The organism is Streptomonospora wellingtoniae (assembly GCF_031845375.1).
GTDB classification, from domain to species: Bacteria; Actinomycetota; Actinomycetes; order Streptosporangiales; family Streptosporangiaceae; genus Streptomonospora; species Streptomonospora wellingtoniae.
Window position 1 is genome coordinate 189,754 of record NZ_JAVREK010000005.1, and the last position, 24,668, is coordinate 214,421.

A 24,668-nucleotide genomic window follows, 5' to 3' on the forward strand; every position below is an offset into this window, starting at 1 on the left:
GACCGGTCGGCGCCTCCACTCGACGGCTCGCGGGTCGCGTGCGGCGGCCGGGCGCCCCGGCCGTCAGGCCGCCATCCCCCGACGCCGACCAGGAGAGCACCGCATGACGACCTCCTCCCGCCCCTCGACCGGCCCCGCCCCGCTGATGACCGCCGCCGCCATCGCCCCCGGCCCCGAGCGGACCCTCACCTTCGTCCTGCAGAACCGGGGTGTCTACGCCGGCCACTGGCTGCTGCCCGGAGGGCGGATCCAGCCCGGCGAGACCGCCGAGCAGGCGGCGCGGCGCGAGGCGGCCGAGGAGGCGGGTGTGCGCCTGGGCCCGCTCGCGCCTACCGGCATCTACGACATCCGCGGCCGCACCGAGGACGACGCACCCTACTGGTTCCGCATGCACGTCTACCGGTCGCTGCGGCCCTGCGCCGTGCCCGACGGCTTCGCGCCCGACCCTGCGGAGATCGCCGGGATCTGCCAGGCGCATCCGGCCGAGGTGCTCCCCCACCCCACGGACATGGTCGTGCTGAACGACGCCGGGCTGGCCGACTACGACCCCGCGCTCGTACAGCGGCTGCTGGAGGCCGACGGTGCCGCGATGCGGCCGGCGGACGCGGCCCTGCCCCGGTGAACGCACCCGCGGTCCCCCCGGAGTGATCGATTCGCGCACATCAGGGAGATCGGGGCTGCTTTACTGGAGATCATGGGCGAGCGTTGGCAGGATCGGTTCCGCGCGGGCAGGGTCGGGCTCCCCTCGTGGGCGAGGGAGGCTCCGGACCGCTCGCTTTTCCGCAGCAACATCAGCGGCACCTGGGAGCTGCACTCCTGGGACCGCACCACCGGCGAACGGCGGCAGCTGACCAAGCGCCCCCACGGCACGGAGGACGGTGCGCTCGACCCGGCAGGCGCGTGGGTGTGGTGGTTCGACGACACCGACGGCGACGAGTTCGGCGTGTGGCGGCGCCGGCCCTTCGGTACCGGCCCCGGCGATCCGGCCGAGACCCCTCTTCCCGACCTCGCCCCCTCCTATGCGGGCGGCCTGGCGCTGGGCTCCGGCGGATTCGCCGTGGTGGGGCGCTCGACCGACTCCGGGTTCAGCGCGCACGCGGGGGTCTCCGGCGGGCCCGCCCGCACCGTCTACGCGCACCGCTGCGAGGGCTGGGTGGCCGGCCTCTCCGACGACGGCTCGCTGCTGGCGCTGGCCCACAGCGAGCACGGCGACAGCCGCCACATGGCGGTGCGCGTGCTGTGCCTGCGGCCCGGCGGCGATCCGGACGGCGGCGGCACGACCGCCGAGCCGGTGGCCGACCTGTGGGACGGCTCCGGCCTGGACCTGGCCCCCGTCGCATTCGAGCCCGGCGGCCGGCGGCTGCTGGTGATGCACGAGCGCGGCGGCCGCCGCGCCCCGCTCCTGTGGGACCCCGTCACCGGCGAGGAACGCGGGATCGACACCGGCCTGCCCGGTGAGCTGTGGGCCGACTGGACGCCCGACGCGGCCGCCCTGCTGATCTCGCAGGAGACCCGCGGCCGCGTCCTGCTGCACCGCTACGACCTCGCCACCGGCAGCCTCGCCCCCCTCGACGTCCCGCCCGGCGTGGTCTCGGCCGCCACGGCCCGCCCCGACGGCACCGTCGAGTACTCCTGGTCCAGCTCCGCACATCCGCCCGTCGTGCGCAGCACCTCCGGCGCCGTGGTCATCGAATCCGAGGGCCCCGCCGCGCCCCCGTCGGTGCCGGTGCACGACGTGCACGTCGACGGCCCCGGGGGCAGCGTCCATGCGCTGGTCTCGCTGCCCGAGGCGGGCGAACGGCCCTACCCCGCGGTCTTCGTCGTCCACGGCGGCCCGCAGATGCAGGACTTCGACGCGTTCATGCCCGACGTGGCCGCCTGGGTCGACCACGGGTTCGCGGTGGTGCGCGTCAACTACCGGGGCTCGACGGGCTACGGCACCGCCTGGCGCGACGCCCTGGAGGGCCGCGTGGGCATCACCGAACTGGAGGACATCACCGCCGTCCGCGACTGGGCCGTGGAAGGCGGTCTGGCCGACCCGGACCGGCTGCTCATCGAAGGCGGGTCTTGGGGCGGCTACCTCGCCCTGCTCGCCCTGGGCCGACGGCCCGGCGACTGGACCGCCGGAATCGCGGCGATGCCCATCGCCGACTACGAGACCGCCTACGCCGACCAGATGGAGGGGCTGCGCGCCTTCGACCGGTCGCTGTTCGGCGGCTCCCCAGATGAGGTGCCCGAGCTGTACCGGGCCTCTTCACCCCTGACCTACGCCGCCGACGTGCGCGCTCCGGTGCTGGTGCTGGCCGGCGAGAACGACCCCCGCTGCCCGATCCGGCAGGTCGACAACTACCTCGCCCGTCTCGCCGAGCTCGGCAGGCCGCACGAGGTCTACCGCTTCGACGCCGGGCACGGATCCTTCGTGATCGAGGAGCGCATCCGCCAGACCGCGGTCGAGCTCGACTTCGCGCTGAGAATCACCGGCCGACGGGAGGGCGCGGCACCGGAAGCGCTGTAGCCGTGGGCGGGCGACCGCGCTACCTGTGGGTGGCCGACCTCCTCCGCAGGCCCATCCTCAACGGCGAGCTCGAACCCGGTTCGCGCCTGCCGTCGCGCTCCCGGCTGGCACGCACCTACGGGGTCAGCGAGCAGGTCTCGCGACACGCGCTGCGGCTGCTGGTCAGCGAAGGACTGGTCGAGGCCAAGCCCGGCTCGGGCTACTACGTCCGCACGGTGCCCCAGATCCACCGGTTCTCCCGCACCGACCGCACCTCGGGCTCGGGCGTCGACCCGCTGGGCCGCGAGGACCTCGGCACCTGCACCGAGACCGCGTGCGGACTGGTCTCGCGGCGGCTCGGGATGCGCGACGGCGTGCGGGTCTTCCGCACCCGCTGCCTGGGCACCGCCGACGGTGTCCCCGTTGCGCTGCACACCGCCTGGGAGCCGGCCGCACTCACCCAGGGGACGCTGCGCACCCCCGCCGACGCCGACCCGGCGGCCAGCGTGCTGCAGCGCCTCGGTGCCGCCGGGGTCGTCGTCGACCGGGTGGTGGAGGAGGTGGGCGTACGCCCGCTGCGCGAGCCGGAGTCGAGCCTTCTGCACCTGGCACCGGGGCTGCCGGTGCTGGTCGTGGAGCGCACGCACTACCAGGGGCGGCGCCCGGTCGAGACCTCGGACCTGGTGGGGTCGATCGACCACTGCCGACTGCTGTACCGGCTCAGTCTGGCGCGCCAGCCCAGGCAGGGCTGAGCGGCACACCGAACCGGTGAACCCGGGAACCCGGTGCAACGAAACGAAGGGCGGGACCGAAAAGGCCGTCCCGGCGGAGGCCCTGGGAACGGCGGGGCGGCCGGGCCGCACGGCCCGGCCGCCCCGCCCCCGATACCGGGGACCGGATCAGGAGCCGGTGAACTCCCGGGCGACGACCTCGGCGATCTGGGCGGTGTTCAGCGCGGCGCCCTTCCGCAGGTTGTCGCCGCACATGAACAGCTCCAGCGACTTGGGGTCGTCAAGCGAGCGGCGGATCCGGCCCACCCACGTGGGGTCGGTGCCCACCACGTCGGCCGGGGTGGGGAACTCGCCGCGCGCCGGGTCGTCCTGGACCACGACGCCCGGGGCCGAGGCCAGCACCGCGCGGGCGGCGTCGGCGTCGACCTCGCTGCCGAAGGTGGCGTGCACCACCAGCGAGTGGGTCGTGACGACCGGGACCCGCACGCACGTGGCCGCCACGGCGAGGTCGGGCATGCCCAGGATCTTGCGGGACTCGTTGCGGACCTTGAGCTCCTCGGAGGCGTAGCCGTCCTCCTTCAGCGACCCGGCCCACGGCACGACGTTCATCGCCAGGGGCGCCGGGAACGGGCCCTGCTCGCCCACCGCGGCGCGCACGTCGCCAGCGCGGCTGCCCAGCGTGCGGTCCGTGGCCGCCTTCTCGATCTGGTCGTGCAGGGTGTCGATGCCCTCCTGCCCGGCACCCGAAGCCGCCTGGTAGGAGGCCACGACCAGCCCGGCGAGGCCGTAGGCGCGGTGCAGCGCCCCCATGGCCACGATCATCGACAGCGTGGTGCAGTTGGGGTTGCTGATGATGCCGCGCGGGCGGTTGCGGGCCTGCTCGGCGTTGACCTCGGGCACGACCAGCGGGACCTCGGGGTCCATGCGGAACGCGCCCGAGTTGTCCACGGCGACCGCGCCGCGCTCGGCGGCGACGGGCGCCCACTGCTTGGAGACCTCGTCGGGGACGTCGAACATCGCGACGTCGACACCGTCGAAGACCTCCGGCGCCAGCGCCTGGACCTCGACCTCCTCGCCGCGGACGGTGAGCCTCTTGCCGGCCGAACGCGGCGACGCGACCAGGCGGATCTCGCCCCAGACGTCCTCGCGGGTCGACAGGATGTCCAGCATCACGGTGCCGACGGCGCCGGTGGCACCGACGACGGCCAGGGTGGGACGGCGTTCGCTCATCGTCCGGTACCTCCGTACACAACGGCTTCGACCTGCTCGGCGTCGAGCTGGAACTCGGAGTGGGCGGCCGCGACCGCCGTGTCGACCTGGTCCTGCTCGACGACCACCGAGATGCGGATCTCCGAGGTGGAGATCATCTCGATGTTGGTGCCCGACTTGGCGATGGAGTCGAAGAAGCGGGCGGTGACACCGGGGTAGGAGCGCATGCCGGCCCCGATCAGCGAGACCTTGCCGATCTGGTCGTCGTAGCGCAGCGACTCGAACCCGACCTTGTCCTGCACCTTCTTCAGGGCGGCGAGCGCGGTCTGGCCGGCGTCCATCGGCACCGTGAAGGAGATGTCGGTGCGCGATGTGGAGGCTGCCGACACGTTCTGCACGATCATGTCGATGTTGATCTCGGCGTCGGCGAGCACCGAGAAGAGCGTCGCCGCCTCACCGATCCTGTCGGGGACGCCCACGACCGTGATCTTGGCCTCGCTCCGGTCGTGTGCGACACCGGAGATGATCGGTTGTTCCATGCCTTCGGATTCCTCAACTTCTGAGACGACCCAGGTACCGGGCCTCTGACTGAACGACGAGCGGACATGCAGGGGAATTCCGTACCGGCGGGCGTACTCCACGCAGCGCAGGTGCAGGATCTTGGTGCCGCAGGCGGCCATCTCCAGCATCTCCTCGTAGGAGATCTTGGGGATGCGCCGGGCGGTGGGCGCGATGCGCGGGTCGGCGGTGAACACGCCGTCGACGTCGCTGTAGATCTCGCAGGCGTCGGCGTCGAGCGCGGCCGCGAGCGCGACGGCGGTGGTGTCGGACCCGCCCCGGCCCAGCGTGGTGATGTCCTTGCTGTCCTGGGACACCCCCTGGAAACCGGCGACGATGCAGATGGAGCCCTCGTCGAGCGCCTCCTGGATGCGTCCGGGTGTGACATCGATGATCTTGGCGTTGCCGTGCAGGGACGTGGTCAGCACGCCGGCCTGCGAACCGGTGAACGAGCGGGCCTCGTAGCCGAGGTTGCCGATCGCCATGGCGACCAGCGCCATGGACATGCGCTCACCGGAGGTCAGCAGCATGTCCAGCTCGCGCCCGGGCGGCAGCGGCGATACCTGCTCGGCGAGGTCGAGCAGCTCGTCGGTGGTGTCGCCCATGGCCGAGACCACGACGACGACGTCGTAACCCGCCTTTTTCTGAGCGACGATCCGTTGGGCCACTCGCTTGATGGCTTCCGCGTCTGCGACGGAAGACCCACCGTACTTCTGCACGATCAGAGCCACGGTCGTTGCTCCTGAGGGTTCGGGATCACGGTAATCAACTCGAAAGTGTAGCTAGCGGAATGTCGGGGATGCCGTCTCACCTGCGAGGCAGTCGGCCTGGCGGGGCGGCGGGCCGAACAGCACCGGCGCTGGGACGTACCCCGTGTGCGCGCGGATACTCATGCTTCCCGCGAAGTCGCGCCGCCATCTCGGCAAACGCGCGCGGCGCGCAAAGCGCGCCCGCCGGGCACCCGGCCGGGGAATGTGAGCTAGAACTCCAAGCTCCGCCGGCCTTCGAAGGCCCGGCCCAGCGTCACCTCGTCGGCGTACTCGAGATCGCCGCCGACGGGCAGTCCGCTGGCCAGGCGGGTGACTTTCAGCCCCATCGGTTTGACCAGCCGCGCCAGGTAGGTCGCGGTGGCCTCCCCTTCCAGATTGGGGTCGGTGGCCAGGATGAGCTCGGTGATCTGGCCGTCGGAGAGCCGCGACATCAGCTCCTTGATGCGCAGGTCGTCGGGGCCGACGCCCTCGATCGGGCTGATCGCGCCGCCGAGGACATGGTAGCGGCCGCGGAACTCGCGGGTGCGCTCGATGGCCACGACGTCCTTGGACTCCTCGACGACGCAGATGACGGCGGCGTCGCGCCGTGCGTCGCGGCAGATGCGGCACTCGTTCTCCTCGGAGACGTTGCCGCAGACCACGCAGAACTGCACGCGGTTCTTGACCTCGACCAGCGCGTCCGAAAGCCGCCTGACGTCGGCGGTCTCGGCAGCGAGCACGTGGAAGGCGATACGCTGCGCGCTCTTGGGACCGACGCCGGGCAGCCGCCCGAGCTCGTCGATCAGGTTCTGAACCGCGCCCTCGTACATAGCCCATCCAGGTGAGTCATCGCTGCGCCTCCCACCGTAGCCCAGTCGGCCGCCCGGTGCCGCCACCGGAGGGGCGGGATCCGTCGGCGCCCCGCGGGCGTCGAAGTCCCGACCGGACATGCGGGCAGAGGGAGCGACGAGCATGGCAGAACCCGACCACGGACCCGGCGGCGCCGAGGGGACCGGGTCCCGCCGGTGGTTCAGCCCCGGCCTGGAGCGGATGGGCGCCGCCTGCGCGGCCTGGGCGATCGAGCAGACCGAGGCCTACAACGCCTACCACCCCGCCGCCGAGTGGCACGTCGACATCGAGGCGTGCACCTTCCGGCAGGGCTCGATCACCGTGCGGATGGCCCCGCTGGGAACGTTCGGCACGGACGGCAGCTGGGTGTGGGCGTGGGCGAACCCGCACATGCATCCGCCGGGTTCGGAACGGCTGTCACTGTCGCTGGACCTGCGCCGCATCGGCGAGGAGCGCGACGTCCCCGAACTCGTGACGCCGCGGCTGGAGCTCTCGGAGTTCGCCGACGCGCGGATGGCGCTCGAACGGCTCCTGCTCGCGTCGACGGGGACGGTCGCCGGGCGCGGGTACGGCAGCGTGACGGCGGGTACCGGCGCCCGGATCGCCATGGTCATGGTCGACGAGGCCATCCCGCGGGCCGGCTTCGACCTGGTCACCCTGCCGCGGCGGATCATGCAGGGCATCGAGGTGTTCCCGCACGACCCGCGTGCGACGGTGAGCGGTTACCTGGAGCGGCACGGGGCCGCAGTCGAGACCGCACCCGACGGCGGGCTGCGCGGAGTCCGCGGAGACCATGCGGTGAGCGCCGCGTTCGACGAGTACGGCCGCCTCACCGACCTCTCCGTGGCCAACGCCGACACCGCGGTCTGAGTCCGCCGATGGGCCGAAACGCCGCCGGGCACCGTCTTGTGCCCCGCCGCGCAGGGCGGTGGGCACGCGGTTCCGCCCGCGGCGGGCCCGCCGCGGGCGGAACCGCGCCCAGCTAGAAGCCCGGAAGGCCCGGCATGCCGCCGCCCGGCATCCCCCCGCCGGGCATGCCGCCGCCGAGGCCTTCGGCGAGCGGGCCCATCTTCTCCTGCTGGAGCTCCTCCACCGAGGACTCGGCGTCGCGGATGGCGGCCAGCACCATGTCCGCGACCGTCTGCGCGGTCTCCTCGGCGTCGTCGGTGTCGATGGCCTGGGGATCGATGTGGATCTCCTCCACCGAGCCGCGGCCGCTCACCGTGACCTTGACCAGCCCTCCGCCCGAGGTGCCCTCGACCTGGGCCTCGTCGAGCTGCTGCTGGGCCTCCATGAGCTGCTGCTGCATCTGCTGGGCCTGCTGGAGGAGGGCCTGCATGTCCATTCCGCCGCCAGGGTTCACTGCATCTCTCCTTGCCTGCGCTGTCCGTGCTTGCGAGCGTATCCGCTCATCGCGCCCGGACCGCGCGCCGAAGGTCCGGTGCGCGTGGGGAGCCGAAAGGTACCGGCACACGGCGCGGACGGGGGCGTGTCGGTGTGTCGACACGGCGATTCGGCGATTCGGCGATTCGGCGATTCGGCGATTCGGCGACGAGCGGACGTGCCGACGGGGCCTGCGGACGGCGCGCGGGGGCGGGCTCACTCGGCCGTGTGGTCGATCTCGCTGATGATCTTGCCGCCGAGTTCGGCCTCGATCAGCGCGAATCCCGAGTACGGACGGCTACCGGCCGCCTTCGGGGCGGGGCTGTCGGCGTCGCGGGCCTGCGGTGCGGAAGCCGGCGCCGCGGGCGCGGGTGCGGGTGCGGGCTCGGGAGCGGGGCCGGCTTCGGGCGGCGGCGCCTCAGCCGCGTCCTCGAAGGGATCGGGCGGGGGCTCTTGCTGGTGCGGGAGCGCCGGAGGGCCGGGCGCCGCGGCGCCGCCTTCGCGCCCGGCGGGCGGTGCGGGCCCCGGGTCCGACCCGGGACCGGAGACCGGGCCGGGGGCCTCCGGCGGCTGCGGGGCCGCAGGAGCGTCCCATCCCGCCGGCTCGCCGCCCGGCGGCGCGGCCGGCGGGCGCGGCGGCGCGGGCGGTCCCGCGGCCGCGGGGCCCGAACCGTTGGCGGGCACGGCCGCCACCCGGACCTCCATGCCCAGCACCTGACGGATGGCCTGGGAGACCACCTTGTCGCTGCCGCTGTTGGAGAAGCCCTTCGCCTCGTTCGGCCGGGTGAACCCGAGCTGGACGAGGTTGCCCTCGACTCCTACCGGGCGGACGTCGCTGCCGCTGAGCACCATCCAGGTGAACCGGCGGATGCCCTTGACAGCCTCCATGATCCGGTCCCACGCGGCCTGGATGCCGCCGAGGTCGGCGGTGCCGGTGCCGCCCGGCGCCCCGTCGCCCGGCGACGCCGGAGTCGAAGCACGAGAGGGCGCCGACGCGCCGTCGCCGCCGGAGATCCCCCAGTCGTCCGGGGGCGGGACCGGGCGGGAGCCGGCGGCCGGGGCCGCGGCCGGTGCGGGAGCCCCCGACTCGGCGGCAGGTGCGGGATCCGCCGCCGGGGCGGGCTCGGACCGTGCCGGAGGCGGCGACGGCTCCGGCGCCGCAGGAGCGCTGGAGGCCGCGGCCGGCGCAGCCGGAACGGGCAGGGGCGTCGCGGGTGCGGGTGCCGCCTGCCCGGAGGCCATCCGCTGCTCAAGCTGCTCCAGGCGCGCGAGCAGCGCGCCGGAGTCGCCCGCGCCGGCGGAGCCCGGGAGCACGATCCGCGCGCACATCAGCTCCAGCAGCAGCCGCGGCGAGGTGGCGCCGCGCATCTCGGTCAGAGCCTGGTTGAGGATGTCGGCGGCCCGGGTGAGCCGGGCAGGGCCGAGGCGCTCGGCCTGTTCCCGCATCCGGTCCACGGCGTCCGGCGCGACGTTGATCAGCCCCTTGTCCAGGGCGTCGGGAACCGCGGCCAGCACCACCAGGTCGCGGGTGCGCTCCAGGAGGTCCGCAGTGAACCGGCGGGGATCGTGGCCGGCCTCCATCACCCGGTCGATCAGACCGAAGACCGCTGCTCCGTCGGCCGCGCCCAGCGCGTCGACCATGTCGCCCAGCAGGCTGGAGTCGGTGTAGCCCAGCAGCGCCACCGCGCCCTCGCGGGTGATGCCGTTCTCGTCGGATCCGGCCAGCAACTGGTCCAGGATGGAAAGCGAGTCGCGGGCCGAGCCGGCACCGGCCCGCACCACCAGCGGCAGGGCGGCGGCGTCGAAGGGAACGCCCTCGTCGGTGAGGATCTCCTCCATCAGCTCGCGCAGCGTGCTCGGCGGGATCAGCCGGAACGGGTAGTGGTGCGTGCGCGAGCGGATGGTGCCGATGACCTTGTCCGGCTCGGTGGTGGCGAAGACGAACTTCAGGTGCGGCGGGGGTTCTTCGACGAGCTTGAGCAGCGCGTTGAAGCCCTCGCGAGTCACCATGTGCGCCTCGTCGATGATGTAGACCTTGTAGCGCGAGCTCACCGGCGCGAAGAAGGCGCGCTCGCGCAGGTCGCGGGCGTCGTCGACACCTCCGTGGGAGGCGGCGTCGATCTCGATGACGTCGATGCTGCCCGGGCCGTCGGGCGCCAGCGCCACGCAGGCGTCGCAGGTGCCGCAGGGGTCGGGGGTGGGCCCCTGGTCGCAGTTGAGCGACCTGGCCAGGATGCGCGCGCTGGAGGTCTTGCCGCAGCCGCGGGGGCCGCTGAAGAGGTAGGCGTGGTTCACGCGGCCGTTGCGCAGCGCCTGGCGCAGCGGGTCGGTGACGTGCTCCTGCCCGCGAACCTCGCCGAACGTCGCCGGGCGGTACTTGCGATACAGCGCGATGCTCACGGCGCGCTCACTGCTCCCTCCGCGGATCGGCACTGCCGGCCATCCGGGGCGACCGATCGCCCCCGGCCGTGTCCGCGGGTCCATTCAACCCTGTACTTGAGACAGACCGCACGCGGCTGCGCCGGTGAGGCGGGGGCGGAAGGGCCTCCCGGGAAAGAGAAAGGACCCCCCGCGCACCCGCCAGAGCTTACTTATCCTTGCTGCCTTCCGGCCCTGGGGAGGTTCATAAGGTGACGCCGCACGAGGGGTCTGCCCCCAACTGTATCGGACACTCGCGCCCCGGCGAACCGTTCGGGCCCGATGCCGGGTGGCGGTCCTCACGCACTCGGCTCCGCCCGCCGGCGCGTCGGGCGCGCCCGACGTGTCACAGCACGCCGGAGTGGCTGGTAAAGTTGTCCGCGGAGGATTCGCCTAGAGGCCTAGGGCGCACGCTTGGAAAGCGTGTTGGGGGCAACCCCTCACGAGTTCGAATCTCGTATCCTCCGCCGCCTCTACGTAGGCAGTACGAAGGCCCCGACCGGGTGCGCGGTCGGGGCCTTCGTCGTTTCCGGGTGCGGGGCGCCGGTCCGGTCGGCTCACAGCACCGCCGATCTTGTAGCTATCGCAAATGGAAATCGTTTTCCTTCACGATAGCTACAAGATCGGCGGTTGTTGCCCGTCAAGGTTCTAGCCTTATCGGCATGACTGCCATGGCGCCGCGGCGGAGCGAGCCCGATGTCTCCTACCTGCTCGATCACACCGGGCACGTGCTGCGCACCCGGATGTCGGCGGCGCTCGCCGAGATCGGGCTCACCCCGCGCATGCACTGCGTGCTCGTGCACGCCGTCGGCCAGGAGCACACCCAGGCGCAACTCGCCGAGATGGGCGACATGGACAAGACCACGATGGTGGTGACCGTCGACGCCCTTGAGGCGGCGGGCCTCGCCGAGCGCAGACCCTCCGGCACCGACCGCCGGGCCCGCGTCGTCACGGTGACCGAGGAAGGCGCCCGTGCGGCCGAGCGGAGCAGCCGCGTCGTCGACCGCGTCCACCGCGAGGCGCTGGACGCGCTACCCGAGGATGAGCGCCGAACACTGCTGCGCGCGCTGGAACGCCTGGCCGGCGGCCATCTGGCCGTTCCGGCGGAGTCTCCCCGGCCGGTGCGCCGGGCACGGCAGCGAAAGCGATAGGCGGGGAGCACGTGCGGCGGCGCGACAAAAACGTACTTCGGATATATAGTCCGCAACGGAACAATCCACTGACGTAGCTTTTCTGCGACTACCGCCCGGAGGCCGCGTGTCCGAGCTCCCGAATCCGACGGCTCACCGCCCCGGTCCCCGCGTGCTGACCGAGCCGGAGCTGTCGTCCCTGCTCAGCAGGCAGCGCTTCGGCGTGCTGGCCAGCGTTCGCGTCGGCGGCCATCCGCACCTGTCCACAGTGGTCTACAGCTGGGATCCCGACGAGGGGACCGTCCGCGTCTCGTCGACGGCCGACCGGCTCAAGGTCCGCCAGCTCCGCCGGAACCCGCGCGCTGCGCTGCACACGAGCCCTGATCCGTGGTCCTTCGCCGTCGCCGAGGGCGAGGCGGAGGTGTCCGAACCCGCGAGAACGCCCGGCGACGCCGTCGGCCTGGAACTGCTGGGGCTGGCGCCCGGGGCCGGTCCCGGACCCGAGGAGCGGGCGGCCTTCCTCGAACAGCAGGTGGCGGAGAGCCGCGTAGTCGTCCGGCTCCGGGTGTCGCGCCTCTACGGGACCGCACTGGAGGTTCCCGCCGCCGAGTGAGTGCGCGCGCGTCCGGTCGCCGGGGCGCTGGACCCGCGAATCGACACGGTGACCGGTCGATATGGCGACGTGGCGACGTGTCGACATGGACCGCCGCAGCTGTCCGCACCGCGGTTCCGGTCGCCGGCGCGTACGGTTCAGGACGCCTTCGCGACGGGTCCGCCTCGCGGCGGAGGTACGGGATTCGGATCCTGCCCGGTCCCGCGGCGGGTGCGCGAGGCGGCGCGCTCCCGCAGGCCGCGCTCCGCCTCGCCGCGGTCGGCGTGGACGTGCAGCAGACGCGTCAGTCCGGACGCCTCGAGCGCCTTCGCGGGCGGGGAGTCCTGGTCGAGTACGAGCGACAGTCCCATCCCCCGCGCCCGGGTGCGGGTGTAGACGCGTTCGAGCGCCTCACTCATCGCGGACGTGCAGGCGATCGTGGGGGTGAAGTCGATCACCACCTCGTCGAGTCGCTCGTTGAGCAGCCATAGCAGCTGCTCGCGCAGGCAGCGGGTGTGCCAGGGTTCGATGCTCTGCGGCACCGTGACGACGGCTCCGCGCCCGATGTAGTCGGTCTTCGCGACGATCTGCGTGGGCTGTTTCATAATCACCTGACCGGAAGCCCGGTCCCTCCTCGTGGGACCTCCGCGTGAACGGATGTCCCCAACGTCACTGGCGAGTGAGCGGGGGCACCCTCGGGCCGCGCCTCCGGACCCACCCTTTCGCTGCCCCGCCACTGCGCGCCGCAAACGTCGGATTATTGTGACCGATACCGCTCACCAAAATGGGGCTATATGGGCGACTTGCGCGAAATGGCCGATCCATAACTGTCGTTTGCCCGGATTTGAGAGGCAGGTTGGTAGACATGGTGGAGACCGCCGAGGGCTCCCGGTCCGGCCAAGGGCCACCTCGCAGCCTTGGGTCCGAAGGACGAAGCCTATGCATACAGCCTTCTCGCCGCCGATCGCCTCGAACGGGCGCCACGCCGTCGCCGCGATGCCCGCGGAAATCGACATCCACAATCGCGACGGCTTGGTGAAGAGCATGTTCGACGTGCTCGACTCCAAAGCCGGCGTCCTCGTCGTCGACATGTCCGAGACAGCCTTCTGCGACTCCTCGGGCGTGCACGCCCTGCTCACGGCCCGCCGCAGGGCCCTGTCGCGGGGAAAGACCATCCGCGTCGTAGCGCCTCAGCGCAGCGTCCGACGCGTCCTGGAGATCTGCGGGATCGGCAGGCTGATGCCGATCGACGGCAGCCTGGAGGAAGCACTTTCCCACCGGCCGCCGATGCCGGGGTAAGCCCGGCACCGAACCGCTGATTCCGCGACGCACCATTCCCGCATTGCGTCGGTCGGCCGCGTTATCGTCGATATCGGGTTCACCTTAACTGTGAAAACAGCTGAGCCGATAAGTCGATAATCCGATCCGGGGAAGAGAAGGGGCTCGGCCCGACCGCCAGGTCGGACCGAGCCCCTTCGCCATCGCCCGGAGGGAGGCCGTCAGCGGGAGCGGTGTGCCAGCACCGCGCCGAGCGTGGCCACCCCCGCTTCGCCGTAGAAGTCGGCGATCTCCACCGGTTCGCCGGTCAGCTGGTGCAGTCGGGTGCGCAGCCCCATCAGGACCAGCGACCCCAGCCCCAGGGCCGCCAGGTCGGAATCCAGGCCCACCGGCTCGGCTCCGGCCTGGCCGGGCACCTGCTCGGCCACCCATGCCTGCAGCGCCCGCGCCAGAACGTCCCGCCGCTGCGCCTCATCGGCGGCGGCCTCCAGTTCGGCGCGGCGCCGTGCCAGATCGTCACCGCGCTCTGCCGGGTCGGGGCGGTCGCTCGGGCGGGCCCAGGCACGCGCGGGCAGCGGTACCGCCGCCGCAGGCCGCGCCCGGTCCCAGGCGCGCGGCACGCCCCGGGCATACAGTCCGCCCGCCAGACGCAGCAGCGCCGTGTGCTCGTCGTAGGCCTCATCGGCACACGCCAGCACATCGTCGGTCAGGGCCGGTGCCAGCACGCTGCGGGCGCTGACCTCCACCAGCACCGCCGACGCTCCCGGATCGCCGGTGGCGGCCGCCACCGCCTCCGCCAGCTGCACCGGAGCGCGCAGCTGGCGGCCCCAGTAGGCGCCGGTCAGCTCGGCGCCGCCGATCCCGGCGCCGGTGGCGGTGGAGACCATGGGGACCGCCGACGCTCCGGGCGCCAGTTCGCCCAAGGCCGCGGCCAGGCGGTCGGCGGCCGCGTCCAGCAGCGGCGAGTGCGCCGGCGGCGCCTGGTCCACCTCCCAGCACCGGGCCCGCGGGTGATGGGCTTCCAGGTGCTCCCGCAGCGCCGTGAGCGCACCGTGGGTACCGGAGAGCACCGTCGATGCGGGGCCGTTGACCGCGGCCAGGCTGGTGCCGCTCGCCCGCGCGGCCGCAGCGGCCCGGTCGGCGTCCAGATCGGTGGCCAGCATGCCGCCCAGTGCGGCGGACTCGGCCAGCAGAGCGCTGCGCTCGGCCACCAGGCGGGCGGTGTCCTCCAGACTGAGCGCGCCGGCCACGTGGGCGGCCGCGGCCTCGCCCAGCGAGTGGCCCACCACAGCGTCGGGCCGGATGCCCCAGTCGGCCAGCAGCGCGCTGAGCGCGACCTGATGGGCCACGGCGGCCGGCTGCACCGCGCGCAGGTCCGCCTCCCCCAGCGGTGTCTGCGGCCGGTGGGCCTGAAGGGCCGCGCGCGCCTTCTGCAGCGCGGCGGCGTACACGGGCTCGCGCTCGGCCAGCAGCTCGCCCATTCCCGGGCTGTGGGAACCGTGGCCGGGGAACAGGAACACGACACGCGGCGGACGCTCAGGCGTGCGGCGCGGAGGTATCAGCGCCGGGTGCCCCCGCCCGCCCGCCAGTGCCTCCAGCGCCGCGGCGGCTCCCGCCGGGTCCTCGGCGACGACGGCGGCGCGCTGGGCCAGGTGGTCGCGGCCGGTGGCGGCGGTGCGGGCGATCGCCTCCCACGCCGTCTCCGGTGCGCCGCGCAGGTGCTCGGCCCAGCGGCCGGCGGTCTCGGCCAGCGGCGCCGGTCCGCCGGCCGAGACCGGCAGCAGGCGCGCCACCGGCTCGGCGGCCTGCTCCCCCGAGACGGCCCCCCGGGGCGCCGTCTCGGGCAGGGCGAGGATGACGTGGGCGTTGGTACCGCCGAACCCGAACGCCGAGACCCCGGCCAGGCGCCGCCGCTCGGGCGGCCCGGGCCAGGGCCGCGGGGCGGTGGCGACCTCCAGCCCCAGTTCGGCCATGCGCGGCAGCGGCTCCGCGTGGTGCGGGGTGGGCGGGACGTGGCCGTGTTCCATCGCCAGCACGGTGGAGACGACGGAGACGACGCCGGCCGCGCCCTCCAGATGGCCGAGGTTGGCCTTGACCGAGCCCACCACCAGCCGCTCGTCCTCGGCGCGGCCGCGGCCCATCACGTTGGCCAGCGCCATGGACTCGGCCGCGTCTCCCGCGCGGGTGGCGGTGCCGTGGGCGTGCACGTAGCCCACCGCGTACGGATCCACACCGGAACGCTCGTAGACGTGGCGCAGCAGATCCGTCTGGGCGGCCCGGCTCGGTGAAGCCAGCCCGTGGGGTACGAACCCGTCGGCGTTGGTGTGGCTGCCCAGCAGTTCGGCGCGCACCCGCGTACCGGTCGCGGCTGCGCGCTCGGCCGTGGTCAGGACGAGTACCGCGACCCCTTCGCCCCGCACGAACCCGTCGGCGTCGACGTCGAACGGGCGGCACCGGCCCGTCGGGGAGTAGGTGCCGGAGTTGCGGAACATGCGGGTGTGGGTGTCGAGGCCGAGGTGTTGCACCCCCGCGACCACGGCGGTGTCGACCTCGCCCAGCAACAGGGCCTGGTGGGCGCGGTGCAGCGCAACCAGCGACGCCGAGCAGGCGGTGTTGACCACTTCGGCCGCCCCGCGCAGGTCGAAGGTGCGGGCGAGGCGGCCGGCGAGCATGCTCGGCAGCGCTCCGGCCGTCTCGACCATGGTTCCGCCGTGGTCGGTGCCCAAATGGGTGATGGACTGGTCCAGGCAGGAGGAGCCCACCCACACCCCCACAGGTGTGCGGCGCAGCTCACCCGGGGCGATCCCGGCGTCCTGCAGGGCTTCGTCGACCCCCTCCAGCAGCAGCGCCTGCTGCGGGTCGAGGGTACGGGTCTCCAGCGGCGACAGCCCGAAGTGGTCGGCGTCGAGAGCCATGTCGGCGTCGTCGAGCAGACCGCCGGGCAGAACGTCTTCGCGCTGGTGGGGGTGCTCGTCCGAGGGGTCGGTGATGAGGTCGGCGCCCTCATAAAGCGCCGCCCACAGGGATTCGGGGGAGTCGACGCCGCCGGGTAGGCGGCAGGACATGCCGACGATCACCGGTCGGGTCATCGGGAGGCCCCCGATCTGCGGCGGTCGCCGCGGTCGGCGGCCGCGCCGACGCGGCCGGGGGCGGGTTCGTGGCGGGGAGTGGGGGCTTCAGGGCAGGCCAAGCCAACCTCCTAGGGACAGTGACGTGGAATCGGGGGACCGGGTCTCTGGGAGGGCTGGGGTAGGCGTATGGGGACGTCGGAGGTCAGGAGCGGGCGGCGACGTCGGCGAGGTAGGCGCGCGCCTCATCCTGGCTGTAGAGGAAGTTCGCGAAGTCGGAGGGCTCGTCGAAAGCGTCGTTCCACCGCTTGCCGACCTCGGGGTAGGCGGTGGCCGCCCCGGCCACCTCCAGGTAGTGCGCCGGCAGGGTGCCCGCGTAGAACTGGTCGATCATCTCCGAGAACGCGGCCGCGTGGCGCCCGGCTTCGTGCCAGAACCGGTCGTGGACCTGCTGCATCCAGGAGGCGTCGAAGGGAGCGTCGCCGCGCTTGGCGATCTCGTCGGCGATGATGTGGGCCGAGCGGGTGGAGTTGCCCCACCCCTGGCAGCTCACCGGGTCAGAGGTCAGCACCGCATCGGCCATGCCCAGTACCGGAAGATCGGACGCCAGGTACCCCACCGGCCGGCGCACGACCGGGTCGACGTGGGTGAGCACCGTGGCCGGGCCGTCGACGTCGGCCAGGACGGCGTCCTTGCACAGTCCGGCGAAGTCGGGCACGTGCTGGACCAGGCGCAGCATCATGCGCTCCCACACCTGGTCGTCGGGCACGGTGCGCTCGTCGTTCTCGTGGCAGTCCAGCGCAGAAGCCCCGGCCCGGGCCCCGATGAGGACGCTGGTCACCGGACCGGCGGTCGTCAGCACCGGGATGAGGTAGACCTCACCCTCGGGCAGGGAGGCCGCCAGGATGCGGTCGCCCGGGTGGTCCGCACCCACCACGAACGCCTGAGCGTAGGCGCGGCGCCGCGCTCCGGCGGTGTGCTCGGCGTCGATCGGGAAGACGCGGCCCAACTGGCTGTCGCCGGTGGCCACCACGATCAGTTCGGTCATACCGGTTTGGAGCATGTAGTCCAGGTCGCCGGTGGTCATGGCGTGGATCGTGGTCGATCCCCAGTCGTCCTCGTAGCGGTCCAGCCAGTCGGCGATTTTGACGCTGCGGTCGACGGACAGCCCCCAGCCGCCGCTCCAGTCGCTGGCGATGGTCATGTTCTCGTCGCCGCCCGGGCGCAGTGACAGGTCGACGCCGCGCAGCCGCGGCGCCGCGTCCAGCCAGTCGAGCCGGTTGTAGAGACCGGCCTCCTCCTCGATGCGCCGAGTGGAGGGGAACGACATCTGAGTGAGGTCGGGACGCCCCTTGCGCAGTTCAGTGCTGGTCATGGAACCGGTCATGCGCACCTGGTGGCCGGCGTTGCGCAGCAGGTTGCCCAGCGTCAGACCGGCCTGGCCGGTTCCGACGATCGTGATGCGACGCATGGTCATTGGGGGGTCCTCGGGTCGGGGGTCGTTGCTGCGGCGGCGGACAGGTTCCTTTGCCGCCCCGCGAGGACCGCTCGGTCCCTGTCCTGATGTCCGGTGCGGTGTGGCTGAATGCCGCGCTCGACCGGGATTATTCCACCGCGTGATCATGGGAGTCCAGCCGGGTCGGGCGCGACATCGCCTGTGTGGCGGGCGATGTGGCGTCCGGGCTACCTGCGCCGGGTGCCAACGGCGCAGGTGAGCAGGGCGACGGATACGGGTCGGAACGGCCGCGCAGTCGGCGGGCACGTCCTGCTGCTCGGGCCCCCACCGGCGCCGCCGGCTTTCGCGCCGCTCAGCGGCCGGGGCGATCGGGGCGGGACCGTCGTCCGCGGTGGGAGCGGCGTCTCTCAGCATGACTCTCCGGGTGGGGGCAGGCGAATCGCCCGGGGCGCGGCGCGGGCGCCGCGCCCCGGGCCCACTCAGTGGACCCGCGTGGCGGACACGGACTCGATGCGCTTCACGCGCGGCCGCGGGCGGTCCAGAACGCGGTGCATCCCTCGACGTGAACCTCGACGGCGTCGAAGCGGGCGGCGAGCTCCCGCCGCAGATCTACGGCGGCGTCGCGGGAGTTGTCGAACCAGCCCTTTCGGCGGTAGACCGCCATGAGCGGGCCGGCCACAGGGCGCCACCCCTTCCAGTCCTCGCGGCCCAGCAGCGTGGTGCCGAAGAAGGTCCCACCGGGCTCCAGCACGCGGGCGACCTCGTCGAAGAAGGAGGCCTTGGCGGCGATCCCGCGCCCTTCGGGGTCGGCCAGGCAGTGGATGGTGAACGAGCACCCCACCGACGAGAACCGGTCGTCGGGCAGGGGCCACGGCTCCTGCGCGTCGGCCGGGGTCGTGTCCGGGGAGAACCGCTGCAGGCGGCGGGCGGTCATCTCCAGCGGCACCCGGTTGCGGTCGAGCAGGTGGAGCTCCTCGTAGTCCGCGGGCATGCCCGCCCGGTCCAGCAGCAGACCGGTCCCCACTCCGACGTCGAGATGGCGCCGCCCCAAGTGCTGCCGGTAGAACTCCACCAGGCGGGCGGCCGTGGGACCCCAGCCGTACCACCGGCAGGTCCCGCCGAACACGATCCGGTCGTAGGTGCGCATCCATTTGGGGGTGTAGACGCTGGCGGAGGGTTCGTCATAACCGGTGCCGGCGGGAGACTCGTCCATGCTTGTCCTTCGGGGGTTCGGGTCGGCAGGCGCGCCCGTGCGGGCACCGCGGCCTGATACCCAGCGACCACATGAGGCACGCATTAACCCCGAAACGGACACCGATCGCGCAGCACTGCCTCAACTGGGGACGTCGCATCGCGTGCCAGCGCAGGACCAGGTCACCGCACTCCCGACTTTTTAGTCGATCGGACGCGTGGTCTGCAGGTCACGGCGGAGCGCCACCCATATGGGGACACCCGAAACCAGAGACTCCACCGGCCCTCAAATCGATGGCGGACGCCGCCGATGCGGCGCCCCGTGGCCGAGCGGTCGGGAACCGCGGGGCCGACGCGGGGCGGATCACCGGTCGAGCTCCGCGAAAGCGGCTGCGGGCAGGCGGCTGTACCAGCCCTCGGCGGCTTCGAGGGCGACGATGCGGCGGCAGCGGCGGCCGGCCCTGACGCCCGCGGACACACCGGCGGTTGCCATCACGACCATGCAGGCCGCCAAGGAGCCGTAGCCGAGAGCGCCGACCATGTCGCCATCGGCGAGGGCGGTGCCTACCGCGACCGCCTCCAGGAGCGCCAAGCACAGCAGGACGGCCCGGGTCCACCGGTTCCCCGCCGACGTGTGCGGCCAGCGCAGGCTCGCCTGCGCCATGGCGGCGGCGATGGCGTTCACTTCGGCGTCGGCGGAGAGCTCACCGCTTTTCCACACGCTCCGGGCGGCCCGCAGCCGCCACGGCTCCGCCTCGACACGCGCCAGCCGCTCCGGCACCGCGCCGTGGGCGAGGGCTCCCATGGCGGCGCTGATGCCCACGCTCAGGAACGTGCCCTCCACCACCGCACGCCAGACGGGAACCGGATCCGCCGTCCCCGACTCGAGGATCCAGAACAGTGCGCCCGCGACCGGCGCACCTACGGCTCCCAGGATCCAGCCCCAGACCATCGGCCGCCGCCAGCGCGAGAACAGAAGGCGTTCCAGCGGGTAGGCGCGCGAGGGGTCCGGCAGGGCGGTGCCACCGTTCACGGCGACTCCTTTGCGGGGGGTTGCGGCTGCCGACCGGCCTGCGTGTAGACCGTCAGGCACAGCGCGGGGTCCTCGTCGGCCTGGAACGTGGCGTAGTCGAATCGCAGGGCGCCCCGGTCCGGGGTGTGCAGGACCTTCGTTCCGGCGCCGCCCGCCTCCCGCACGTCGTGCCGGTCCCACCAGGCGCCGAACTCCGGACAGCCGCGGAGGAGCCGGGCGGTCAACCGGTCGAACGCAGGGTCGGCCGGCCGGAGGTCGCGAGCCGCGCGGAACCGGCCCACGAGGTGCCGGGCCTGGTCGGCCCACCCGTGGCCGAAGAGGCGGCGGGCTCCGGGGTCGAGCAGCAGGTAGACGAGGACGTTGCGGTCCTCCTCCGCCCACGCCCCGAAGTCGGCGAAAAGGTCGGCCGCCGCGGGGCTCCAGGCCAGCAGGTCCCATCGGCGGCCGGTGAGGTAGGCCGGCCGGTCGAGCGTCTCGACGAGGTTCCGCAGCCCGTCCGGCGCGCGCTCGCGAACGAAGGGCTCCTGGACGAAGGCGCCCGCCAGGGCCTGCAGATGGGCCTGCTCGGCGGCGTCGAGGCGCAGGGCGGCGGCCAGGGCGCCGACTGTGGCGGGCGAGGGGATCACGGAGCGCCCTTGTTCGAGCCGGATGTACCAGTCGGTGCCGATTCCGGCGAGCTCGGCGACCTCCTCGCGCCGCAGCCCGGGGGTGCGCCGGCGGCCACGCTCGGGGAGCCCGACGTCCTGCGGGGCCAGCCTTTCGCGCCGCGACCGCAGGAAGGCGCCCAGACCACTGCGGTCCGGTTCAGACACTGACACTGTCGCCCCCTCCCCGCGGGTAGGACCCGACGGTCCCAGGACCCGGGCGGTCCTGGCGGCCGGGCCCGCGGCCCGCCCACGATCGTCCGGTGAGCGATCCGACGTGATGAAAGGAGCATCGAGGACTGTGAAGGCCGCGATTCTGCCGGAGTTCGGTGCACAGCTGTCGGTGCGGAGCGTGCCCGGACCAACGCTCGGCACAGGGGAGGTCGTCGTCGACGTGGTGGCAGCGCCTGTGCTGCCCTATGCCGCCGAGGTGTTCAGCGGCGCTCGGCAGTACCTGCTCCGGCTGCCCGCGGCACCCGGCGCGGGGGCGGTGGGCCGGGTACGCGAGGTCGGGCCGGACGCGACACGGCTCTCGCCGGGGGACTGGGTGCTGTGCGACCCGACCGTCCGCTCCCGCGACGACGCGCTGACACCCGACATCACCCTCCAGGGCCTGAGCGCGCGGGGGGAGGGCGGGCTCCGGTTGCAGGAGCGCTTCGGCCACGGGGCCTTCGCCGAGCAGATGCTCGTGCCCACAGAGAACGCCGCCCCGCTCGGCACGATCGACCCCGCCGACGCCGGGCGGTGGGCGGTGCTGAACCTGTGCCTGGTGCCCTACGGGGGCCTGCTCGCGGCCGGAGTGCAGCCCGGCGAAACCGTGCTTGTCAGCGGGGCGACCGGGAACTTCGGCAGCGCCGGAGTCGCCGTCGCGCTGGCGATGGGCGCCGGGTGCGTCGTGGCGCCCGGCCGCGACCGCGCAGTACTGGACGATCTGAAGCGGCGATTCGGGTTCCGGGTGCGCCCGGTCGAGCTCACCAGTGCGGAGGACGCCGACCGCGAGCGCATGGTGCAGGCGGCACCGGGGCCGATCGACGCCGTACTCGACCTGCTCCCTCCCTCGGCGGGGACGCGGCCGGTGCGGGCCGCCGCGATGGCGGTCCGCGAGCACGGCAGGGTGGTACTCATGGGCGGCGTCGGCATGCTCGGCGGCGCGGACCTGGAACTGCCCTACCCGTGGATCATGCGCAACAGCGTCACCGTGCGCGGGCAGTGGATGTACCCGCGCAGCGCCGTCGGCGGCCTCATCGCGCTTGCCCGGGCCGGTCTGCTGGACCTCAGCGGATTCGAGATCACCCGGTTCGCCCTGGATGACGCGGCGCGGGCCGTCGCCCATGCGGCCGACTGCGGTCGGCGCTTCGCCCTGACCGTGCTCCGGCCGTGACGCGCGGACGCCGTCGACAGCGCCGGCGGGCCGAGCGGTCGGGGCCGGGGACCGCGGGGGCCGATCAGCGGTCGAGCAGCGCGAAAGCGGCTGCGGGCAGGCGGCCGTACCGATCTTCGGCGGCTCTCGGCGCGGCGATGCGGCGGCAGCGGTAGCCGGCTCCGACGGGCGCGTCATCGGCCACTCCGCGGGACGCTCTCCCGGCCGGAACCGTCCTTGCCGGGGGGCGCGTCGTCGCCGCCGGACAGGAACAGCACCCGCTCCCGCCGCGCTCGCGCCCGCGACCTCCTCGGGGCGTCGGCCGCCAGCACGGCGAAGGCGGTCGCCCCGGCACCGCACAGGATCGCCCGTGCCGGGCTGCTCCCTGCGGCCTGGATCAGAAGGACGGCCTGCAGCACGGCCTGCGTGCCGAAGAGCAGGGACTCGGCCCCGGGGTGGACCGGTCTCCGCTGCCGGAGGCGCGCAATCGCCGCGGCGATCCGAGCGGCTTCGGCGTCGCGGGGCAGGACGCCTTTCCGCAGCGCCGTCCGCGCCGCGCCCATCATCCTCGGGTCGAGGCGGGATCCGAGGACTCCGCTCTTCTCCGTCGCCAGAGCACGGCCGCCGACGCCGAAGCCGCCCACCGTTCCAGCGGCCCCTCCCATGGCTGACGTCACCGCCGAGACGCAGGTTCCGAGCCACGGCACGTGGACGGGCATGTACAGGCGGGCACCGGGGTCGTACACGGTGAGCGGCAGCAGCGCCCCCAGAGCCAGCCCGAGTACGAGGCCGCCCGCGCCGCCCCGGGTTCGCGGCCTCCTCCACATCGCGACGGCGACGCGGTCCCGCACGGAGATGCGGGGACCGGCCGGATCGGCGGTGTCGGCGGTCATCGGCACCTCCTCGGCACGGCGGCTGTCGGTTCTGCTGCTGCGAGGTGTCGTCACATGACCGGGCAACCTGAGTCCGCGCTTCTGGTCGGGCGCCCCGGGGCGCCCGACCAGGCCTCGGCGGCCTGCAGCGCGACGATCCGGCGGCTGTTGGTGTGGAGGCGCGCCGGGAGCGAGACCGCCGCTGCCGCGGTCGTCAGTCCGAGAAGCTGGACGGCGACTCCGGCGAATTCGGCGATACCGGCGGCACCACTGCCGGCGTAGATGAAGTACAGCGCCACCGCCAGCGCGACGACGGTGCCGCCGGCGAAGACCCGCACCATCCGGGCGGCGAGCGGTGTCCATCCCTCGCGCAGGTGGATCCGCCCCAGCGACGCGGCGATCCGGTTGGCCGCGGGGTCGTCCGCGAGTTCTCCCCGGTGCAGGACCAGCCTGGCCGCACGCTTGAGCCGCGCGTCGGCACCCCGTTCGGCCGCCGCACACCTCTTGCGCCGGACAACGGCGGTGAGCGCGGCGAGCCCCGCGCCCGCGCATGCCCCGATCGAGTACGCGAGTGCATGCCCCGCCCAGGCCGGCTGCAGCGCCAGAGCGCCGAGCACCAGCGCGGTGAAGCGTCCCAGGAAGGGTGCGGTCATGGACGTCGTCACCGCGACCCACGTGAGCGGTCCGGCCCACGGCGAGACCAGCACACGCTCCAGTGCGGAGTCGCGAAACCGCCGGGAGAACGAGGCATCACCGACGCCGACGGTCGCGGCCGCTCCGCGGGGACGGGAGCGCTTCCACTGCGGCCGCGGGGGCTCCTGCGTGTTGCCGCGGGCGCGCCTGTAGCTGCCGAGCCGGCCGGCGGTCACCGACGTCTCCTCTTGTAGGGGGATGCGGAGGAAATCGTAGCCGCCGTCCCGGATGAACGGCAGGCTCCCGCGTTGCCGCATCCGGCCGCGGCCGGTCGGGTCCGGGGCCGGATCCGTCGCACCCCCGCGCCCCAGGAAGGCGCACACACGAGATGAGCCGGCCGCCCGATCGGGCGGCCGGCTCATCCGGCGGCGGTGGAGGTGGGATTCGAACCCACGGTAGGTCTCCCTACACTCGCTTTCGAGGCGAGCGCCATCGGCCACTAGGCGACTCCACCGCTGCGTACTCTACCGGATACGGCGCACTGAGAAGAACTCGGAAAGAACGGCCCCGCACCGGTCGGCCAGCTCGGGTGCGACGAGGTCGGGCGGGACCACCTCCGGGCGGTGGTTGAGCCGGGGGTCGCGGACCACGTCCCACAGCGATCCGGCCGCTCCCGCCTTGGAGTCGCGGGCGCCGTAGACCAGGCGGTCGACTCTGGCCTGGACGAGGGCTCCGGCGCACATGGTGCACGGCTCCAGGGTGACCGCGAGGGTGCAGCCGCTCAGGCGCCACGCGCCGCGACGGCGGGCCGCGGCGCGCAGAGCGAGGATCTCAGCGTGGGCGGTGGGGTCGCCGACCGCTTCGCGTCCGTTGTGCCCGGTGCCGACCACCTCGCCCGCGGCGTCCAGCACGACCGCGCCCACCGGGACGTCACCGCTGTCGGCGGTGCGCCCGCTCTCGTCCAGAGCCAGGCGCAGCGCCGCATCGATCCCGGCACGGCCCATGGGCACCGGATCGCCC

Annotated in this window: 22 protein-coding genes, 2 tRNA genes and 1 other RNA gene; 9 read left to right on the forward strand and 16 right to left on the reverse strand. The window is 73.3% G+C overall.

Annotated features, from left to right (window positions below; genetic code table 11):
• Window positions 1–103: 103 nt before the first annotated feature.
• The 3 genes from RM446_RS07395 to RM446_RS07405 all read left to right on the forward strand — a co-directional run bounded on the left by RM446_RS07395 (window position 104) and on the right by RM446_RS07405 (window position 3,246).
• Window positions 104–622, forward strand: coding sequence for an NUDIX domain-containing protein (locus tag RM446_RS07395; RefSeq protein ID WP_311544408.1), 519 nt, complete (start codon window positions 104–106; stop codon window positions 620–622).
• 72 nt (window positions 623–694) lie between these two features.
• The gene (locus RM446_RS07400) at window positions 695–2,515 is read left to right on the forward strand and encodes a S9 family peptidase (protein ID WP_311544409.1); all 1,821 of its coding nucleotides are present in this window, start codon (window positions 695–697) and stop codon (window positions 2,513–2,515) included.
• A 2-nt stretch (window positions 2,516–2,517) separates the two neighbouring features.
• A complete protein-coding gene (locus tag RM446_RS07405) occupies window positions 2,518–3,246 on the forward strand; it encodes a GntR family transcriptional regulator (protein ID WP_311544410.1) in 729 nt (242 codons plus the stop codon).
• A gap of 147 nt (window positions 3,247–3,393) precedes the next feature.
• On the opposite strand, the gene RM446_RS07410 is transcribed toward RM446_RS07405, so the two are convergent.
• The 3 genes from RM446_RS07410 to recR form a co-directional block, all read right to left on the reverse strand.
• On the reverse strand, window positions 3,394–4,455 hold the full coding sequence (locus tag RM446_RS07410; protein ID WP_311544411.1) for an aspartate-semialdehyde dehydrogenase: 1,062 nt from the start codon (window positions 4,453–4,455) through the stop codon (window positions 3,394–3,396).
• Window positions 4,452–5,723 (reverse strand): aspartate kinase, encoded by a 1,272-nt coding sequence (locus RM446_RS07415; protein ID WP_311544412.1) that lies wholly within the window; start codon window positions 5,721–5,723, stop codon window positions 4,452–4,454. The genes RM446_RS07410 and RM446_RS07415 overlap by 4 nt, the downstream gene beginning before the upstream one ends.
• Before the next feature lie 248 nt (window positions 5,724–5,971).
• Window positions 5,972–6,571, reverse strand: coding sequence for a recombination mediator RecR (recR, locus tag RM446_RS07420; RefSeq protein ID WP_311544413.1), 600 nt, complete (start codon window positions 6,569–6,571; stop codon window positions 5,972–5,974).
• A 142-nt stretch (window positions 6,572–6,713) separates the two neighbouring features.
• Here recR and RM446_RS07425 point away from each other — a divergent pair, with 142 nt between their 5' ends.
• The gene (locus RM446_RS07425; protein WP_311544414.1) at window positions 6,714–7,460 is read left to right on the forward strand and encodes a DUF6882 domain-containing protein; all 747 of its coding nucleotides are present in this window, start codon (window positions 6,714–6,716) and stop codon (window positions 7,458–7,460) included.
• A 112-nt stretch (window positions 7,461–7,572) separates the two neighbouring features.
• Here the strand turns inward: RM446_RS07425 and RM446_RS07430 are convergent, their stop codons facing one another.
• From RM446_RS07430 to ffs, 3 genes are all read right to left on the reverse strand, one after another.
• Window positions 7,573–7,935 (reverse strand): YbaB/EbfC family nucleoid-associated protein, encoded by a 363-nt coding sequence (locus tag RM446_RS07430; RefSeq protein WP_311544485.1) that lies wholly within the window; start codon window positions 7,933–7,935, stop codon window positions 7,573–7,575.
• A 254-nt stretch (window positions 7,936–8,189) separates the two neighbouring features.
• Window positions 8,190–10,373, reverse strand: coding sequence for a DNA polymerase III subunit gamma and tau (locus RM446_RS07435; protein WP_311544415.1), 2,184 nt, complete (start codon window positions 10,371–10,373; stop codon window positions 8,190–8,192).
• Between the two features lie 157 nt (window positions 10,374–10,530).
• An RNA gene (ffs, locus tag RM446_RS07440) (signal recognition particle sRNA small type) lies at window positions 10,531–10,626 on the reverse strand.
• Between the two features lie 147 nt (window positions 10,627–10,773).
• Here ffs and RM446_RS07445 point away from each other — a divergent pair.
• The 3 genes from RM446_RS07445 (at window position 10,774) to RM446_RS07455 (ending at window position 12,134) form a co-directional block, all read left to right on the forward strand.
• A tRNA-Ser gene (locus tag RM446_RS07445) sits at window positions 10,774–10,858 on the forward strand.
• A gap of 195 nt (window positions 10,859–11,053) precedes the next feature.
• A complete protein-coding gene (locus RM446_RS07450; RefSeq protein ID WP_311544416.1) occupies window positions 11,054–11,542 on the forward strand; it encodes a MarR family winged helix-turn-helix transcriptional regulator in 489 nt (162 codons plus the stop codon).
• Window positions 11,543–11,693: 151 nt separating this feature from the next.
• A complete protein-coding gene (locus RM446_RS07455; RefSeq protein ID WP_311544417.1) occupies window positions 11,694–12,134 on the forward strand; it encodes a pyridoxamine 5'-phosphate oxidase family protein in 441 nt (146 codons plus the stop codon).
• Window positions 12,135–12,271: 137 nt separating this feature from the next.
• Here the strand turns inward: RM446_RS07455 and RM446_RS07460 are convergent, their stop codons facing one another.
• Window positions 12,272–12,718, reverse strand: coding sequence for an STAS domain-containing protein (locus RM446_RS07460; protein WP_311544418.1), 447 nt, complete (start codon window positions 12,716–12,718; stop codon window positions 12,272–12,274).
• Window positions 12,719–13,052: 334 nt separating this feature from the next.
• Here RM446_RS07460 and RM446_RS07465 point away from each other — a divergent pair, with 334 nt between their 5' ends.
• The gene (locus tag RM446_RS07465) at window positions 13,053–13,412 is read left to right on the forward strand and encodes an STAS domain-containing protein (protein ID WP_311544420.1); all 360 of its coding nucleotides are present in this window, start codon (window positions 13,053–13,055) and stop codon (window positions 13,410–13,412) included.
• A gap of 200 nt (window positions 13,413–13,612) precedes the next feature.
• Here the strand turns inward: RM446_RS07465 and RM446_RS07470 are convergent, their stop codons facing one another.
• The 5 genes from RM446_RS07470 to RM446_RS07490 all read right to left on the reverse strand — a co-directional run bounded on the left by RM446_RS07470 (window position 13,613) and on the right by RM446_RS07490 (window position 20,951).
• The gene (locus RM446_RS07470; RefSeq protein ID WP_311544421.1) at window positions 13,613–16,480 is read right to left on the reverse strand and encodes a type I polyketide synthase; all 2,868 of its coding nucleotides are present in this window, start codon (window positions 16,478–16,480) and stop codon (window positions 13,613–13,615) included.
• Window positions 16,481–16,664: 184 nt separating this feature from the next.
• Window positions 16,665–17,936 carry a styrene monooxygenase/indole monooxygenase family protein gene (locus tag RM446_RS07475; protein ID WP_311544422.1) on the reverse strand — a complete coding sequence of 424 codons (1,272 nt, stop codon included), beginning with the start codon at window positions 17,934–17,936 and terminating at the stop codon, window positions 16,665–16,667.
• A 496-nt stretch (window positions 17,937–18,432) separates the two neighbouring features.
• Window positions 18,433–19,128, reverse strand: coding sequence for a class I SAM-dependent methyltransferase (locus tag RM446_RS07480; RefSeq protein WP_311544423.1), 696 nt, complete (start codon window positions 19,126–19,128; stop codon window positions 18,433–18,435).
• Window positions 19,129–19,470: 342 nt separating this feature from the next.
• Complete coding sequence (locus tag RM446_RS07485) at window positions 19,471–20,139, reverse strand: hypothetical protein (protein ID WP_311544424.1); 669 nt, start codon at window positions 20,137–20,139, stop codon at window positions 19,471–19,473.
• On the reverse strand, window positions 20,136–20,951 hold the full coding sequence (locus tag RM446_RS07490; RefSeq protein WP_311544425.1) for a helix-turn-helix transcriptional regulator: 816 nt from the start codon (window positions 20,949–20,951) through the stop codon (window positions 20,136–20,138). The genes RM446_RS07485 and RM446_RS07490 overlap by 4 nt, the downstream gene beginning before the upstream one ends.
• A gap of 133 nt (window positions 20,952–21,084) precedes the next feature.
• Between RM446_RS07490 and RM446_RS07495 the strand changes: the two genes are divergently transcribed.
• Window positions 21,085–22,164, forward strand: a complete 1,080-nt coding sequence (locus RM446_RS07495; RefSeq protein ID WP_311544426.1) for a medium chain dehydrogenase/reductase family protein — start codon at window positions 21,085–21,087, stop codon at window positions 22,162–22,164.
• A gap of 173 nt (window positions 22,165–22,337) precedes the next feature.
• On the opposite strand, the gene RM446_RS07500 is transcribed toward RM446_RS07495, so the two are convergent.
• The 4 genes from RM446_RS07500 to tadA all read right to left on the reverse strand — a co-directional run bounded on the left by RM446_RS07500 (window position 22,338) and on the right by tadA (window position 24,652).
• A complete protein-coding gene (locus tag RM446_RS07500) occupies window positions 22,338–23,036 on the reverse strand; it encodes a hypothetical protein (RefSeq protein WP_311544427.1) in 699 nt (232 codons plus the stop codon).
• Between the two features lie 50 nt (window positions 23,037–23,086).
• A complete protein-coding gene (locus RM446_RS07505; protein ID WP_311544428.1) occupies window positions 23,087–23,884 on the reverse strand; it encodes a hypothetical protein in 798 nt (265 codons plus the stop codon).
• A 193-nt stretch (window positions 23,885–24,077) separates the two neighbouring features.
• A tRNA-Ser gene (locus RM446_RS07510) sits at window positions 24,078–24,162 on the reverse strand.
• A gap of 10 nt (window positions 24,163–24,172) precedes the next feature.
• Window positions 24,173–24,652, reverse strand: a complete 480-nt coding sequence (tadA, locus tag RM446_RS07515) for a tRNA adenosine(34) deaminase TadA (RefSeq protein WP_311544486.1) — start codon at window positions 24,650–24,652, stop codon at window positions 24,173–24,175.
• Window positions 24,653–24,668 lie beyond the last annotated feature (16 nt).